General features: G+C 65.4%; 15 protein-coding genes, 6 tRNA genes and 1 riboswitch. Of the genes, 6 read left to right on the forward strand and 15 right to left on the reverse strand.

Going from position 1 to position 14,001, the window contains the following annotated elements:
• Window positions 1-22: 22 nt before the first annotated feature.
• The 14 genes from hisF to AC5RT4_RS09695 all read right to left on the reverse strand — a co-directional run bounded on the left by hisF (window position 23) and on the right by AC5RT4_RS09695 (window position 11,316).
• On the reverse strand, window positions 23-799 hold the full coding sequence (gene hisF, locus AC5RT4_RS09630) for an imidazole glycerol phosphate synthase subunit HisF (protein WP_494039528.1): 777 nt from the start codon (window positions 797-799) through the stop codon (window positions 23-25).
• A gap of 49 nt (window positions 800-848) precedes the next feature.
• Window positions 849-1,709, reverse strand: coding sequence for an ATP phosphoribosyltransferase (hisG, locus tag AC5RT4_RS09635; protein WP_494039527.1), 861 nt, complete (start codon window positions 1,707-1,709; stop codon window positions 849-851).
• 89 nt (window positions 1,710-1,798) lie between these two features.
• Window positions 1,799-2,062, reverse strand: coding sequence for a phosphoribosyl-ATP diphosphatase (locus AC5RT4_RS09640; RefSeq protein ID WP_015936881.1), 264 nt, complete (start codon window positions 2,060-2,062; stop codon window positions 1,799-1,801).
• Between the two features lie 103 nt (window positions 2,063-2,165).
• Window positions 2,166-2,654, reverse strand: coding sequence for a 6,7-dimethyl-8-ribityllumazine synthase (gene ribH, locus AC5RT4_RS09645; RefSeq protein WP_494039526.1), 489 nt, complete (start codon window positions 2,652-2,654; stop codon window positions 2,166-2,168).
• Between the two features lie 18 nt (window positions 2,655-2,672).
• Complete coding sequence (gene ribA, locus AC5RT4_RS09650; protein ID WP_494039525.1) at window positions 2,673-3,404, reverse strand: GTP cyclohydrolase II; 732 nt, start codon at window positions 3,402-3,404, stop codon at window positions 2,673-2,675.
• The gene (gene ribB / locus AC5RT4_RS09655; protein WP_494039524.1) at window positions 3,401-4,141 is read right to left on the reverse strand and encodes a 3,4-dihydroxy-2-butanone-4-phosphate synthase; all 741 of its coding nucleotides are present in this window, start codon (window positions 4,139-4,141) and stop codon (window positions 3,401-3,403) included. Before ribB ends, ribA begins: the two co-directional genes overlap by 4 nt.
• The gene (locus AC5RT4_RS09660; protein ID WP_494039523.1) at window positions 4,138-4,782 is read right to left on the reverse strand and encodes a riboflavin synthase; all 645 of its coding nucleotides are present in this window, start codon (window positions 4,780-4,782) and stop codon (window positions 4,138-4,140) included. Before AC5RT4_RS09660 ends, ribB begins: the two co-directional genes overlap by 4 nt.
• Window positions 4,782-5,897 carry a bifunctional diaminohydroxyphosphoribosylaminopyrimidine deaminase/5-amino-6-(5-phosphoribosylamino)uracil reductase RibD gene (gene ribD, locus AC5RT4_RS09665; protein WP_494039522.1) on the reverse strand — a complete coding sequence of 372 codons (1,116 nt, stop codon included), beginning with the start codon at window positions 5,895-5,897 and terminating at the stop codon, window positions 4,782-4,784. Before ribD ends, AC5RT4_RS09660 begins: the two co-directional genes overlap by 1 nt.
• Before the next feature lie 176 nt (window positions 5,898-6,073).
• Window positions 6,074-6,227: riboswitch (FMN riboswitch) on the reverse strand.
• Between the two features lie 39 nt (window positions 6,228-6,266).
• The gene (gene rpe, locus AC5RT4_RS09670; protein WP_494105587.1) at window positions 6,267-6,944 is read right to left on the reverse strand and encodes a ribulose-phosphate 3-epimerase; all 678 of its coding nucleotides are present in this window, start codon (window positions 6,942-6,944) and stop codon (window positions 6,267-6,269) included.
• Window positions 6,945-7,048: 104 nt separating this feature from the next.
• A complete protein-coding gene (locus tag AC5RT4_RS09675) occupies window positions 7,049-8,674 on the reverse strand; it encodes an RsmB/NOP family class I SAM-dependent RNA methyltransferase (RefSeq protein WP_494039520.1) in 1,626 nt (541 codons plus the stop codon).
• Window positions 8,671-9,591, reverse strand: coding sequence for a methionyl-tRNA formyltransferase (gene fmt, locus AC5RT4_RS09680; RefSeq protein ID WP_494039519.1), 921 nt, complete (start codon window positions 9,589-9,591; stop codon window positions 8,671-8,673). Before fmt ends, AC5RT4_RS09675 begins: the two co-directional genes overlap by 4 nt.
• Window positions 9,588-10,202, reverse strand: coding sequence for a peptide deformylase (def, locus tag AC5RT4_RS09685; RefSeq protein ID WP_494105588.1), 615 nt, complete (start codon window positions 10,200-10,202; stop codon window positions 9,588-9,590). Before def ends, fmt begins: the two co-directional genes overlap by 4 nt.
• 86 nt (window positions 10,203-10,288) lie before the next feature.
• Entirely contained in the window at window positions 10,289-11,149 is an 861-nt protein-coding gene (locus AC5RT4_RS09690; RefSeq protein WP_494039517.1) for a cytochrome, read from the reverse strand.
• A gap of 95 nt (window positions 11,150-11,244) precedes the next feature.
• Window positions 11,245-11,316 (reverse strand) — tRNA-Val (locus AC5RT4_RS09695).
• 353 nt (window positions 11,317-11,669) lie between these two features.
• Between AC5RT4_RS09695 and AC5RT4_RS09700 the strand changes: the two genes are divergently transcribed.
• The 6 genes from AC5RT4_RS09700 (at window position 11,670) to AC5RT4_RS09725 (ending at window position 12,642) form a co-directional block, all read left to right on the forward strand.
• Window positions 11,670-11,742 (forward strand) — tRNA-Gly (locus AC5RT4_RS09700).
• Window positions 11,743-11,790: 48 nt separating this feature from the next.
• Window positions 11,791-11,861, forward strand: a tRNA-Cys gene (locus AC5RT4_RS09705).
• Window positions 11,862-11,901: 40 nt separating this feature from the next.
• Window positions 11,902-11,976, forward strand: a tRNA-Val gene (locus AC5RT4_RS09710).
• A 57-nt stretch (window positions 11,977-12,033) separates the two neighbouring features.
• A tRNA-Gly gene (locus AC5RT4_RS09715) sits at window positions 12,034-12,106 on the forward strand.
• Window positions 12,107-12,147: 41 nt separating this feature from the next.
• Window positions 12,148-12,219: transfer RNA gene (locus AC5RT4_RS09720), tRNA-Val, on the forward strand.
• A gap of 168 nt (window positions 12,220-12,387) precedes the next feature.
• The gene (locus tag AC5RT4_RS09725) at window positions 12,388-12,642 is read left to right on the forward strand and encodes an antitoxin (protein WP_494039516.1); all 255 of its coding nucleotides are present in this window, start codon (window positions 12,388-12,390) and stop codon (window positions 12,640-12,642) included.
• Window positions 12,643-12,815: 173 nt separating this feature from the next.
• Here the strand turns inward: AC5RT4_RS09725 and zapE are convergent, their stop codons facing one another.
• Complete coding sequence (zapE, locus tag AC5RT4_RS09730) at window positions 12,816-13,853, reverse strand: cell division protein ZapE (protein WP_494039515.1); 1,038 nt, start codon at window positions 13,851-13,853, stop codon at window positions 12,816-12,818.
• Window positions 13,854-14,001: the final 148 nt, after the last annotated feature.

The following is a 14,001-nucleotide window of genomic DNA, read 5'->3' on the forward strand; positions in this document are numbered from 1 at the left end:
CAACAACTGCCAGTCAGTTGGGTTAGCGTACTTCGAAGCCCGCTTCCCTGATGGCCGTTTTGACCTGGGACATCATGTCGTCCGGGCCCCAGTGGAAAATTGATGCGGCCAGTACGGCGTCAGCGCCGGCTGCGACGGCTGGCGGAAAGTGTGCCGGCTCCCCCGCGCCGCCGGAGGCGATGATGGGCACTTTGACGGCGGCCCGGACCAGGTTGATGAGCTCGAGGTCGAAGCCGTCCTTGGTCCCGTCCGCGTCGATGGAGTTGAGGAGGATTTCACCCACACCCCGGTCGGCGGCTTCCTTTGCCCATGCGACGGCGTCGATTTCGGTGCCGGTGCGTCCGCCGTGGGTTGTCACTTCAAAGCCCGACGGCGTGGGCCGGGACCCGGGGCGGGTGCGCCGCGCATCGACGGACAGGACGAGGACCTGGGAGCCGAAGTGCCGTGTGATCTCGTCGATGACATCGGGCCGGGCAACGGCTGCGGTGTTGATGGAGGCCTTGTCCGCACCGAAACGCAGCAACTTGTCCACCTCTGCCACACCACGGACGCCGCCGCCGACGCACAACGGGATGAAGACCTCCTCGGCGGTCCGGCGGACCACATCGAACGTGGTTTCGCGGTTGCCGGAGGAGGCGGTGACGTCAAGAAAGGTCAGTTCGTCGGCGCCGGCGTTGTCGTAGCGGTGGGCCAGTTCCACGGGGTCGCCGGCGTCGCGGAGACCCTCGAAGTTTACGCCCTTGACGACGCGCCCGGCGTCGACGTCGAGGCAGGGGATGACGCGTACGGCTACTGCCATGGGAACTCCTGGAATTCTGTGGTGCGGGAGTGCTGCTGGGCGGGCGGAATCAGATACGGCAGGCGTGGATGCTGCTCACCAGGATGGCGCGGGCGCCAAGGTCGTACAGCTCATCCATGATCCGGTTGGTTTCCCGCTTGGGCACCATGGAACGCACCGCAACCCATTCAGAATCCCGCAGCGGAGAAACCGTAGGTGATTCCAGGCCGGGCGTCAGGGCAGCGGCCTGTTCCACGAGTTCCTTGCGGATGTCATAGTCCATCAGGACGTACTGGCGGGCCACCAGCACACCCTGCAGGCGCCGGATCAGGACCTCAATTTCCTTGGTGGTGCCGTTCGCGGCGCCTCCACCTTCAGTCCGCCGGATCAGGACGGCTTCGGACTTCAGGATGGGTTCGCCGAAAATCTCCATCCCTGCTGCCTTGAGGGTGTTGCCCGTCTCGACGACGTCCGCGATGGCGTCCGCAACGCCCAGCCGGACCGAGGATTCCACGGCGCCGTCCAGGCGCACCACCTTGGCGTTGATGCCGCGGTCGGCCAGGTAGCCGCGGAGCAGGCCGTCATAGCTTGTGGCCAGCCGCTTGCCCTCCAGCTCCTCCACCTTGGCGAAATCCCCTACCGGACCGGCGAAGCGGAAAGTGGAGGCAGCGAATCCCAGCGGAAGCAGTTCCTCGGCTTCCACCTCCGCGTCCAGCAGCAGGTCCCGCCCGGTGATGCCGACGTCGAGCGTTCCCTGGCCTACATAAACGGCAATGTCGCGGGGACGGAGGAAGAAGAACTCGATGTCGTTGTCCGGGTCAACCATGACCAGTTCGCGGGTATCGCGGCGCTGGCGGTAGCCGGCTTCGGACAGCATGGCGGAGGCGGCTTCGGACAGGGAACCCTTATTGGGGACGGCTACTCGCAGCATGGGAAATCTTTCTGGATTCGGGAGGTCTAAGAAGTCAGGCAATGCAGGCCACGGCGGGCACCGGCGGCAAAGGCACGCCGGACCGGTGGCTACAGATGCTTGTAGACGTCTTCCAGGGTCAGGCCTTTGGCGAGCATCAGAACCTGCAGGTGGTACAGCAGCTGGGAGATTTCCTCGGCCGCCGCTTCATCGGATTCATATTCGGCAGCCATCCATACCTCGGCTGCTTCCTCAACGACTTTCTTGCCGATGCCGTGGACACCGGAGTCCAATTCAGCGACGGTGCGGGAGCCTTCCGGGCGGGTGGCTGCCTTCTCGCTGAGTTCAGCGAACAGCGTCTCGAAATTCTTCACGCCCTCCAGCCTACTTGCTGCGGCGTGCAGGGCGCCTGTCGGGCCGCTGGATGACGGGCACGATGTGAGTGAAGACACACCGCGCCCGCCGCGGCGCAGATTGCTAGCTGTTGTACTGCTTCAGGACGACGGCGGTGGCCAGCGCCGCCGTGACGGCTTCGTGGCCCTTGTCTTCCTTTGAGCCGGGAAGGCCTGCGCGGTCCAGGCCCTGCTGTTCGGTGTCGCAGGTCAGGACTCCGAAGCCCACCGGAACGCCCGTGCGCACGCTCACGTCGGTGAGGCCTGACGTCGCCGCCTGGCAGACGTACTCGAAGTGCGGCGTACCGCCGCGGATCACGACGCCGAGGGCGACGACGGCGTCGAAGTGCGGTGCCAGCCGCGCGGCTGCGACGGGCAACTCAAAGCTGCCCGGCACGCGCAGGACGGTGGGCTCGGCGATCCCGGCGTCCTTGGCGGCGCGAAGTGCGCCATCCAGGAGCCCGTCCATGATCTGGGTGTGCCAGCTGGCCGCAACGATGGCCAGCCGCAGCTGGGACGTTTCGTCCGGGTTGAGGGTGGTGAGGTCGATATCGGGGGCGCCGTGTCCGCTCATAAGTCAGTGCTGTTCCGTTCAGTCTTGTTGGTGGGTAAAGGTAGTGGGGCTGGCAACAGGCACGGGGGCCACGTGGGTGTCCAGGAGGAGGCGGTGCTCCATCCTGTCCTTCTTCGTTTGGAGGTAGCGGAGGTTCTGGTCCCGGGAAGGGACTTCGGTGGGAACCATCTCCACCACTTTCACCCCGGCCCTGGCCAATCTGTTCTGCTTGTCCGGGTTGTTGCTCAGCAGGCGGACCTCGTGAAGGCCCATCTCGGCAAGCACCTGGGCGGCGGCGTTGTAGCACCGGGCGTCCACGGGCAGCCCCAGCTGCTCGTTGGCCTCTACCGTGTCAAAGCCTGCCTCCTGCAGCGCGTATGCCTTGATCTTGTTTGCCAGGCCGATGCCGCGCCCCTCCTGGCCGCGCAGGTACAGCAGGGTACCGCCTTGTTCACGGATCAGTTCCAGGGCGTACGCAAGCTGCTCGCCGCAATCGCAGCGGTACGATCCGAACACATCACCGGTGAGGCACTCGGAATGGAGCCGCACCAGGGGCGCCTTGCCGTCCCGGGGCGGGTTGGGGGAACTGACAGCCAGATGTTCAGCGCCGGTGACGAGATCGGTCCAGGCCTGGGCCACGAAGTCGCCGAAGGCGGTGGGCAGCTGCACGATGGGCCCGCCGCTGACGGGATGGGGCACCACTCCGCTGCCGGTCCGCTCCGGGTGATAGCCGTTCTGATAGTGGCCATTGCTGGCCGCAGATACCGTCATCGTTCCTCCTTCTCCCCGGCCGGTACCGGCCGGACGCCCTGAACCGGAGCGCCGCCTGTCCCTGCTGCAAGGTAGGCCACCAAATCCTCAATGGAGATCAGTGGACAGCCGTGCTCCGCCGCGAACACCCGGAGCCCGTCCAGGCGCATCATCTCGCCGTCGTCATACACCACTTCGGCGATAACGCCTACGGGCTCGACGCCTGCAAGGCGGCACAGGTCCACCGCAGCTTCGGTGTGGCCCGGGCGTTCCCTCACACCTCCGTCAACTGCGCGGAGCGGGAAAATATGCCCAGGACGGGTCACGGCCGCCGGCCCTGTCCGCGGATCGGCAAGAACCCGGGCGGTGAGGGCACGGTCGGTGGCGGAGATGCCGGTGCTGACGCCGACGGCGGCGTCGCAGGATACGGTGTAGGCCGTGCCTTTGGCGTCTTCATTGACAGCCACCATGGGGGGCAAGGCAAGGGTGTCGGCGCGCTCGCCGGACAGCGGCACGCAGATGACTCCTGAGCTGTAGCGGATGGTCCAGCCCATCAGCGCGGGTGTGGCGTGCTGGGCCGCGAAGATGATGTCGCCTTCGTTTTCCCGGTCCTCGTTGTCCACGACCAGGACCGGCCTTCCGGCGGCCATGGCCGCCACAGCTTCCTCGATGGTGTTTAACGGCACGGCAGCTCCTCCCGGGGCAGCGGGGACGGCAGCGCCGGCCACGTCAGCTTCGAATCCGACGGCGGCGTTCACGGTGTTCCTCCCTCAACAGCGGCAGGAGCGGGGGTGCTGAACGCGAGGAGCCGCTCGGTGTACTTGGCCAGGACGTCCACCTCCAGGTTCACCCTGCTGCCGGTGCTTTTGGCACCGAGGCCGGTTTCGGCAAGGGTGGTGGGGATGAGTCCCACCTCGAACCAGGGGCTTTGTTCAGCTGCGTGGCTGACCATGGTAACGGTGAGTGAAACGCCGTCGATGGCGATTGATCCCTTTTCCGCGATGTAACGGGCCAGGTTGATTGGCACCCCGAACCGGAGCCTTTCCCAGTTGCCCAGGGGCTCGCGTTCGACCAGCACGCCGACGCCGTCCACGTGGCCCTGCACCACGTGCCCGTCCAGCCTTCCGCCGGCAGGGACGCAACGCTCAAGGTTGACGGCATCCCCCGCAGCCAACTCACCGATGGTGCTGCGGACGAGGGTCTCCCCCATCACGTCCACGCTGAATTCCTTGCCGTCGATTTCGGTGGCAGTGAGGCATACGCCATTGACGGCGATGGACCCGCCCAGACCGAGGCCTTCGGTAGTGCCGGGGGCGTGCAGCCGGACGGTGGCGCTGGCGTTCCCGTCCCTCTGAACGGACAGAACGTGCCCTTGCTCGGCGATAATTCCGGTGAACATCAGTAGCCTCCCTGGGCTTGCTCCGCGCTGGGGCGGGACGGTTGTGGGTCTGGGGCAACGGCGCGTTGCGGTCGGAGGTGGAGCCGGAGGTCCCGGCCCAGCGTGCGGACGGCCCCGCCGTCGGACGGGTCCCACTCCCAGTGCTGGGCATCGGCGAGGGTGGTGATGCCCAGGCCGGTGAGGGCGGGGGTTCCGGAACCCAGCAGCGTGGGGGCAAGGTAGATGATGAGTTCGTCGACGAGCCCGGCGGCGAGGAACGCGCTGAGGATGCTTGATCCGCCCTCCACCATCAGGTGGCGGATGCCGGAACCGTAAAGGGTGGCCAGCGCTTCCTGGGGGTCGCGGGTCTGCAGGTGGGTTACCAGGCCGTCGCTCCCGTGGATGGCAGCATCTGCCGGGATGTCCCGCAACCCCATCACGGCCCGCAATGGTTGCTTTTGAGCCGGCGTCCCTGCGGGGCCGCGGGCAGTGAGACGGGGATTGTCCACCAGCACGGTCTGGGTTCCCACGAGGATGGCGTCGATGCGGCCCCGGATGGCGTGGTTGTCAGCCAGGGATTCCGGACTGGAAATCCATTGGCTGGTGCCGTCCTCAGCGGCGATCCGGCTGTCCAGGGTCTGTGCGATGTGCAGGGTGACGAACGGGCGTTTTGCGGCTACTGCCTCAAACCAATGACGGTTCAGGTCCAGTGCTTCGCCGGCACCCAGTCCGCTGCGTACGCGGACGCCCGCCTGCCGAAGGGTGGCGGCACCGCCGGCGGCGGGATCATGGGGATCGTCCACGGCGTAGACCACGTCCGTTATTCCGGCGTCGATGATCGCCTGGGCGCAAGGGCCGGTACGGCCGATATGGTTGCAGGGCTCCAGGGTGACCATCATGGTGCAACCGGAAAGATCAAGCCCGGCGGCAGCTGCCCGGGCAATGGCGTCCGCCTCGGCGTGGGCTGTTCCCGCGCCGCGGTGGAAACCCGCGACGAGTTCCCGGCCTTCGGAATCGACGACGACGGCGCCCACCAACGGGTTCGCGCCGCGGGGACCATGAAGGGCCGCCTTCAGGGCCTTGTCCATGGCGGCGGTTTCGGCAGCAGTAAAGGCCGTCACGACTTCGGCCGTCATGCGGGGGCCTCGCTGGTTGTGCTGCCGGGCATGGCGGCAGCAGGAGTGGTGGCCGATAAGAGCCATCGCAGCAGGTTCATAGTGCTTGTGTCGTTCCTTCCCTCTAGAACCGCGATGGCTCCGGGGATATACGACAGCAGAAGGCTGCGGCGTCGAGTGACGCCGCAGAAACAGCTGTACGTGCTTCTCTCATCCAGACTTTAACTGTCGGTACCGGAATTTCACCGGTTCAACCGTCCGCCGGGGACTTCCTCGGAAGGAAAACCACCGGCTCGCGGGTCGCGGACTGTCACCGCCGGTTCGGACTTACACCGACCCCGGAGCACGTATGTGTGTTGCTATTGTGCCATAACCGCGTGCGGCTCCCGGCTATTCCGCCGCGGAGCGTAACTTTTGGCTCCCGGCTTCCCGCAGCCGGTCAATGGCTGCGGCCGGATCCTCTACACCGTACACCGCCGAGCCCGCCACGAAGACGTTGGCACCTGCCTCCGCAGCACGGATGATGGTGTCCTCGGTGATGCCGCCGTCAACCTGGATGGCCACGCCAATCCCCGAGCCGTCGATGGCCTTCCTTGCCCTGCGGATCTTCGGCAGGGTCACATCCAGGAACGCCTGGCCGCCGAATCCGGGCTCCACCGTCATGATGAGCAGCATGTCCAGCTCCGGAAGCATGTCCAGGTACGGCTCCACCGGAGTTCCGGGACGGAGCGCCATCCCTGCCTTTGCACCCCGGGCGCGCAGCTCGCGGGCCAGCTTGATGGGGGCAATGGCAGCCTCGGCGTGGAAGGTAACGGAGGCCAAACCCGCGTCGGCGAAACCCGGGGCCCAGCGGTCGGCGTCGGCGATCATCAGATGCGCGTCCAGCGGAACCGGGCTCACGGCCTGGATCCGCTGGACCACCGGCAGCCCGAGGGTGAGGTTGGGCACGAAGTGATTGTCCATCACGTCCACGTGCACGGCATCTGCATTGCTGATCCGCTGCAGTTCGGCCTCAAGGTTGACGAAGTCGGCAGACAGGATGCTCGGGTTAATGCAGCATTGCGTCACAGGGGAGCCTTTCAGGGGTTGCGCTTTTGTGGCCAGTTTTTACCGGCCCGTTCCATGCCGGGCACGGCCTTTTCGATCAGGTTGAACGGATCAAATTAAACGGATCAGGGCATTTTGCGGATCAGGGCAAGGAACATCGCGTCGGTGCCGTGGATGTGGGGCCACAGCTGGGCGGTTGACTCATGTCCGGCACCGAGGTTTCCGGTCAGGCTGACGCTGTCCAAGGCCTGGCCGGCTTCGAGCAGTTCAAGGTCATCGCGTTTGCGCAGGGCGTCGGTAACCACAGCCGTGGTTTCGGCCGGGTGGGGGGAGCAGGTCACGTAGGCCACCACTCCCCCGGGCCGGACTGCTGCCAGTGCCGACTTGAGGAGGTCACGCTGAAGCTGCCCCAGGTCTGCAAGGTCCTTGGGAGTACGGCGCCAGCGCGACTCCGGCCGGCGCCGCAGCGCGCCCAGCCCGCTGCAGGGTACGTCGACAAGCACCCGGTCAAAGACCCCGGGCTTTTCCGTCCCTACCTCCCGGCCGTCCCCGGTGCGGACCTGCCAGGTATCCCGCGGCACCGCCGAAAGTGCCTGGCTTACAAGCTTTGCCCGGTGCGGAGCAGGTTCGTTGGCCAGCAGGGTGGCGCCGCGTTGGCTTGCCAGCGCACCCAGCAGGGCAGCCTTTCCGCCTGGCCCCGCGCACAGGTCCAGCCAGGCCTCGGCAGGGCTCCCGGACCCGTCTGCGTTGGGACGCCCGTCGGCTCCATCCTGCCGCTGTCCGCCGAGGTCAACTGCAGCCATGGCGCGTGCCACCAGCTGTGAACCAACGTCCTGGACCCTGGTGCTGCCTTCCCGGACCGAGGCAAGCCGGCCCAGGTCTCCGCCGCTGGAGAGAGCAGAGCCCTCCACCAGCTCACCGGGGGTGGCACCGCTTTCCAAAGCCTCGTCGAGGTTTCCGATCCCGGGCAGGGCCACCAGATTGACTACGGGTGCGGCGTTGTCAGCTTCCAGAAGGTCAGTGATTTCCGAGGCAGAGCGCCCGTGTGCCACGAGGGACTGGCGCATGGCGCGGACGATCCACTCGGGATGGGCGTAGCGGAGGGAAGCCACCTTGGTCTCGTCGGTTTCTCCCGCAACCAACTGCTCGAGCCACTCCTCGAGGCTGTGGGCAGTGACCTTCCGGAGGACGGCGTTGATGAGGGCCGACGGTCCTGCACCGATGACTGCCCGGGCCAGGCCAACGGTCTGGTCCAGTGCGGCGTGCGCCGGGACGCGCATGGCCAGCAGCTGATGGGCCCCGATCCGAAGGGCATCGAGGATGGCCGGGTCCAGTTGGTCCAACGGACGGTCCACGCAGCGGGCCAGGATGGCGTCGTAGGTGCCCTGGCCGCGGAGAGCCCCATAGCTGAGTTCTGTGGCGAAGCCGGCGTCCCGCTTGTCCAGCCCGTGGTGCCGGATCCGTGCCGGCAGCACCAGGTTCGCGTACGCGTCCTCGGCGGCCACGGCACGGAGGACTTCGAACGCCACCAGCCGGGCCGGATCCGCCCTGCGCGTGCGCTGTGAGGGAGCATTGCCGGTGAAACTGCGCTGGGCGCTGCGGTTCCGTTCCCTGCCCTTGGCGTTGCGATTGCTGGAATCCCGCGGTCCGCCGTTGCCGCGGCCGCCGTCTCCCTTCCCGCGCTGCCCGCCGCCTGAGCCTCCGCCCCCGGCATTGCCGCGACCGCTTTGGTTGCCGCCGGAACCGCTCATTCGAACACCACGCTTTCAAGGGAAGCCATACCGCGTGCCCAATCGGCAGCGGCCATCATCTTTTTGCCCGCAGGCTGGATCCGGGTCAGCTCGACGCCGTGTGAGCCTGTTCCCACCAGGACGCTTTTGCCTTGAAGTGACAGGGACCCGGGAGCCAAACCTGAGATGTCAGGCCGCAGGCGGACGGGCTCGAGCTTGATTCGTTGTCCATCCAACACCGTCCACGCTCCCGGCTCAGGAGTAACCCCGCGCGCCTGCCTGCCAATGGCCAGGGCCGGATGTTTCCAATCGAGGCGCCCGTCCTCGAGGGTCAGCTTGGGGGCAAGGGAAATGTCACCCGTTTGCGGAAGGGCAACGGCCTTACCGGCGTCGAGCGCCGAAAGCGTCTGGGCCAGGAGCACCGCCCCGCTGTGGGACAACCGTTCCAGCAGTTGGCCGGCGGTATCTTCCGGGCCCACCGTTTCGGTGAGGGTTCCGAATACCGGCCCGGTGTCCAGGCCTTCCTCGAGCTGGAAGGTCACGGCACCGGTGACGTCGTCGCCGGCCATAACAGCCCGCTGCACCGGCGCCGCGCCGCGCCAGGACGGAAGGAGGGAGAAGTGCAGGTTGATCCAACCGTGCCGGGGAATCGGCAGGGCGGCCGGGGGAACCAGTCCGCCGTAGGCAACAATCGCGGCCACATCCGGGCTCACCGCAGAGATCCTGCCGATGGCTTCCGCATCAATCCGGGCAGCGTGGATGACGTGGATCCCCAGCTCCGCTGCCCGGGCAGCAACAGGCGACGGAGTCAGGACGCGCTTCCGGCCAATTGGAGCATCCGGCCTTGTAAGCACGGAAACTACGTCGAAACCTGCTTCGACCAGCACATTCAAAGACGGGACAGCGACGGCGGGTGTCCCGGCGAAAAGTACCCTCACCCGTTGGCACCAGCCGCGCCGGCACCGAAGCTTGACCCGGACGCCGTGCCGCCGAAGCTTGAACCGCCAAAACTTGAGCCGACCGTCTTGGCACGCTTCGCCGTCGTCCGTTCCGTGACGGAGTCATAGTTGGCGTTGCGGATGGAACGCAGGGCAGCCTTGCGGTCCTCCCCCTCCAGCCGGTCCGTATAAAGGATCCCGTCCAGGTGGTCGTTCTCATGTTGGAAGCAGCGCGCCAGCATCCCCTCGCCCTCCAATGACACGGGGTTCCCCTGCATGTCCACGCCGGTGACGCGGGTAGAGCGGAAACGCCGAACCGGGAAGCCCAACCCGGGGATGGAAAGGCAGCCCTCCACCTGGTCCGGCTGGAAATCCTCGCTGTTTTCCAGCACCGGATTGATGATGTGCCCTTCCACGCCGTCAATCCGGTAAGTGAACACCCTCTTGCTTACCCCGACCTGCGGTGCGGCGAGGCCGGCACCGTCCACGTCTTCCATGGTCTCGGTCATGTCCGCCACCAGTTTGGCCAGCTCAGGCCCGAATTCCGTAACAGGATCGGCCACTGTGCGGAGCACAGGATCACCGATGATGCGGATATTCAGAATAGCCATGGGCTGTTTTTCCTTAAGGTAGGCGGCAAAGGGGACCAATCCAGTTTAGGCGCAGACGAACAACAGGCAGTTCCGGTCCTGCGCCCTCAGGCGGGCTGCGCCTGCGGCAGCGGCGGCGGGGCAATGGGCAGCAGTGCCGCACCTGCGGACAGGGTGTCCGCGGAAAGCTCCCAGACGCGCCGCAAGGCACAGAACTTCCACCAGTGGTGTTTGAGGACGTCCGGGTTGGCGCGTACCGGGCGGACCTCTGTTTCGCCGATGGCTACAGCCAGCAAGACCGGGTTATCGCCGTACTTCCAGGGCTCCCACGTCCCTGCCACCGGGTCCACCAGGCTCTCTTCGGCCTTCATGCCGGCCACCAGCTGCATCACCACTTTGTCGTCCAGCGGCTTAACCAGGCCGTCTCGGGTGGTGCCCTTGGTTTTGTAGTCGATCAGGCAAACCCGTCCGTTGATCCTCGCCACCAGGTCAAGGGTGCCGGCGTAGCCCACCGCGTTGTTCCAGACCGTGATTTCCGGGGCAATGGGCTCCACCCTGAAGAGCTCCCACCACTCATCGAAGCGGACCGCAAAAGCTTCCTCCCCGTTGGACGCCAGGGCCTCGCGCGCTTCCCTCATGGCGTGCGGCCGGCCGAGGGCACGCAGGGCCACCTGCTCACAGTAGAAGTGGACGCGGTCCCCGCGCCTGGCGGCCTCGTCCCGGTACGTCTCCGCAGCCTTGGCCGCGCGGTTGACCGCCTGCTTGATTTTGGCAGGGCTGCCCAGGCAGTCGGCCAGCAGCGGATCCTTCGCCAGGCTACTCGCGCCCATATACCCAAACCAGCCGTCAAGACCGTGCGGCTGCTGGCCGATCACAGTGGTAATGGACGGCACGGAAAAATGCTCAGAGGTGGACCGGGCGTACATCCGCCCGTATTCCGTGGCGTGGGCAAGAAGTGGAGCAGTCATAACAAAGACTCTTTCACAGGGGGCTGACAGAATGTCCGGGCGCACAAAAAAGGTCCGTTCCCGCTGCGGATAAGCGGAAACGGACCAATATGCGGTGGGCGATACTGGGTTCGAACCAGTGACCTCTTCGGTGTGAACGAAGCGCGCTACCACTGCGCCAATCGCCCTGATGCATTTGAATGGTAGCGGACCTTGCAGCCATTTCGGAAATCGGCGCCCGCCGACGGCAGAAGGGGCATTAGCCCGTGCAGCAGGACCGGTGATACGCGCCGGCGCTGAGCAGGAAACAATGGCGTCCCCCTCCCCTGCACAAGCAGCCCATAAACCGACGGAACGCCCGGGCGCCCTAGTGAATTACACCCATGTAAGTCGGCAGAATCCACGCCGTTGCAGGGAAGCGGCGGCATTGTTCCTTCACAAAGACCCGCCGATTTGGAGAATCCCGGAACCTCCTATATTGTTTTTACTCGTTGGAAAGCGAGGAAATGCCGGGAACGGCAGCGAATCGGCCCTCCAAAATGCGGACGTAGCTCAGCTGGTAGAGCACCACCTTGCCAAGGTGGATGTCGCGAGTTCGAATCTCGTCGTCCGCTCGCAGGACACTGTCACGGCAAAGATTCTTTGTGAATCGACGCTTACACGGTGGGTTGGCCGAGAGGCGAGGCAGCGGCCTGCAAAGCCGTATACACGGGTTCGAATCCCGTACCCACCTCGGTGAAAACCATGGTTTCCGGGTCATTCCGGACAAACATGGGCGATTGGCGCAGCGGTAGCGCGCTTCCCTGACACGGAAGAGGTCACTGGTTCGATCCCAGTATCGCCCACCAAGCAAGGAAACTTGCTTCATGCAGTACGGCCGGCTGTAGCTGGAGCGTACTTCATATGCGGACGTAGCTCAGCTGGTAGAGCACCACCTTGCCAAGGTGGATGTCGCGAGTTCGAATCTCGTCGTCCGCTCTCTTATTTCCCACAATCCCATCAGCCGGGCTTCCGGTTCCGGGCGATTGGCGCAGCGGTAGCGCGCTTCCCTGACACGGAAGAGGTCACTGGTTCGATCCCAGTATCGCCCACACAGCAGCTCCCCGGAGCTGCTTTTTTCATGCCCCTTTCCTGCCGATGCAGTTGCATCCGCTGGCGGTGAACGCTCAAAGTCCCCTTTTACCTTGGCATGCCTCCCGGGCAGGGCTAGGATCTTAGGCGGAGGAGCGACCTGGCTCCGCGATTGAAGGGAGGTGCTCGTGGGACTGATTGGCGACCTAAAGGGCAAGGCTCAGGGTCTTATCCACGGCAACGAGCAGGCCATCAAGAACGGCATCAGCAAGGCCGGTGATTTTGTCGACACCAAGACCGGAGGCAAGTACTCAGGTCACGTCAGCAAGATCCAGCATGGCGCTTCCAAGCTCATTGACAAGAACGGAACTTCGGGCCAGGCACCTGCCCCCGGGCAGGTTCCGCCGGTCAACCCGGTTCCGCCGGTTGACAAGGCTCCGTAAAGGATTTGGCCAGGGCTTTGCCCTAGTACGTCAACGGGGTGCGGGTCCCGCCGGGAGGCGGCGCCCGCACCTTTGGCGTTTAACGCCCGCTCCCCCCGGCTGCGGTGGAACGTACGACGCCGGGTCCCGGCAGGGCCCGTCCGTTTACTGATATCGCGCCACGCTGAGTCCGGCTAGGACGGCTCGTGGTTTTGGCCCTCGCGGGCCAGGGCTGTAAGGCGGGAGACAGCGCGGAAGTACTTTTTCATGTACCCGCCCGTCATCATTTCCTCCGTGAACAACTTGTCGAAGGGAACGCCGCTGGCCAGGATGGGCACGTCTTTGTCGTAGAGCCGGTCCGCCAGCACCACGAACCGAAGGGCCACCGCCTGTTCGGTGATGGTATTGACGTTGCGCCACACCACCCCGTCAATGCCGTCGATCAATTGGCGGTAGCGGCTCGGGTGGACGCCGGCCAGGTGTGCAATCAGGGTGCTGAACTCGTCCTGCGCCACCGTCTTGCCGTCGAACTCCGCCTTCATGTGGGCGGACAGTTCGCTGTTCTTCAGGGGCGATGGTGCGGCCGGCAGTCCGCGGTGGCGGAAGTCCTCGCCGTCGATCCGGATCACATCGAACTGGTCTGCGAGGACCTGGATCTCGCGCTGGAAATCCACCGCCGCGAACCTGCCGTCACCCAGGGAGCCCGGCAGGGTATTGGAGGTGGCTGCCAGCTTCACGCCGGCGTCGGCAAGTTCGCGCATCAGCCGCGACATCAGCACGGTATCGCCCGGATCATCGAGCTCGAATTCGTCAATGCAGACGAGCTTGTAACCACTCAGCGCGTCCACCGTTTTGCGGAAGGACAGCGCGCCCACCAGGTTGGTGTACTCCACGAAGGTGCCGAAGGCCTTGGGCCCGGGTGCTGCGTGCCAGAGCGAGGCCAGCAGGTGGGTCTTGCCGACGCCGAACCCGCCGTCCAGGTAGATCCCCGCGCGGGACGTGTCCTTTTTGGCGAACAGTTTCTTGAACAGCCCGCCCCCGTCACCTGCCCCGACGCCCCCGGCGAAACCCTCGAGGGCACGGACGGCGTGGGCCTGGCTGGGCTGCTTGGGATCGGGACGGTAACTCGCAAAGGAGACCTCGCCGAAGCGTGGCGAGGGAAAAAATCCCTTAAGGAGCTCATCCACCGATACGGACGGAGTTCGGGCGGCAAGCTGTTCGATCTGTACCAAGGTGGTCCGTTCTGCTGGTGGTTGGTCCCCAGAAAGGATACCGGCAACCCGCCACCCGGCCCTGGTGAACCGGACCCCCGGGCCCCGCAGCGTGACCAAGGCAACATTTCCTCCTGTTAACGGAAAACGGACACCGCCGGAGGCGGTG

The sequence above is a fragment of the Arthrobacter sp. sptzw42 genome (assembly GCF_059089685.1).

Bases quoted from the DNA above. Each gene is read 5' to 3' on its own strand.
- ribH (WP_494039526.1), bottom strand. From the start codon at position 2,654: ATGAGCGGACACGGCGCCCCCGATATCGACCTCACCACCCTCAACCCG.
- hisF (WP_494039528.1), bottom strand. From the start codon at position 799: ATGGCAGTAGCCGTACGCGTCATCCCCTGCCTCGACGTCGACGCCGGG.
- hisG (WP_494039527.1), bottom strand. From the start codon at position 1,709: ATGCTGCGAGTAGCCGTCCCCAATAAGGGTTCCCTGTCCGAAGCCGCC.
- ribA (WP_494039525.1), bottom strand. From the start codon at position 3,404: ATGACGGTATCTGCGGCCAGCAATGGCCACTATCAGAACGGCTATCAC.
- AC5RT4_RS09675 (WP_494039520.1), bottom strand. From the start codon at position 8,674: ATGAGCGGTTCCGGCGGCAACCAAAGCGGTCGCGGCAATGCCGGGGGC.
- def (WP_494105588.1), bottom strand. From the start codon at position 10,202: ATGGCTATTCTGAATATCCGCATCATCGGTGATCCTGTGCTCCGCACA.
- AC5RT4_RS09660 (WP_494039523.1), bottom strand. From the start codon at position 4,782: ATGTTCACCGGAATTATCGCCGAGCAAGGGCACGTTCTGTCCGTTCAG.
- ribD (WP_494039522.1), bottom strand. From the start codon at position 5,897: ATGACGGCCGAAGTCGTGACGGCCTTTACTGCTGCCGAAACCGCCGCC.
- AC5RT4_RS09690 (WP_494039517.1), bottom strand. From the start codon at position 11,149: ATGACTGCTCCACTTCTTGCCCACGCCACGGAATACGGGCGGATGTAC.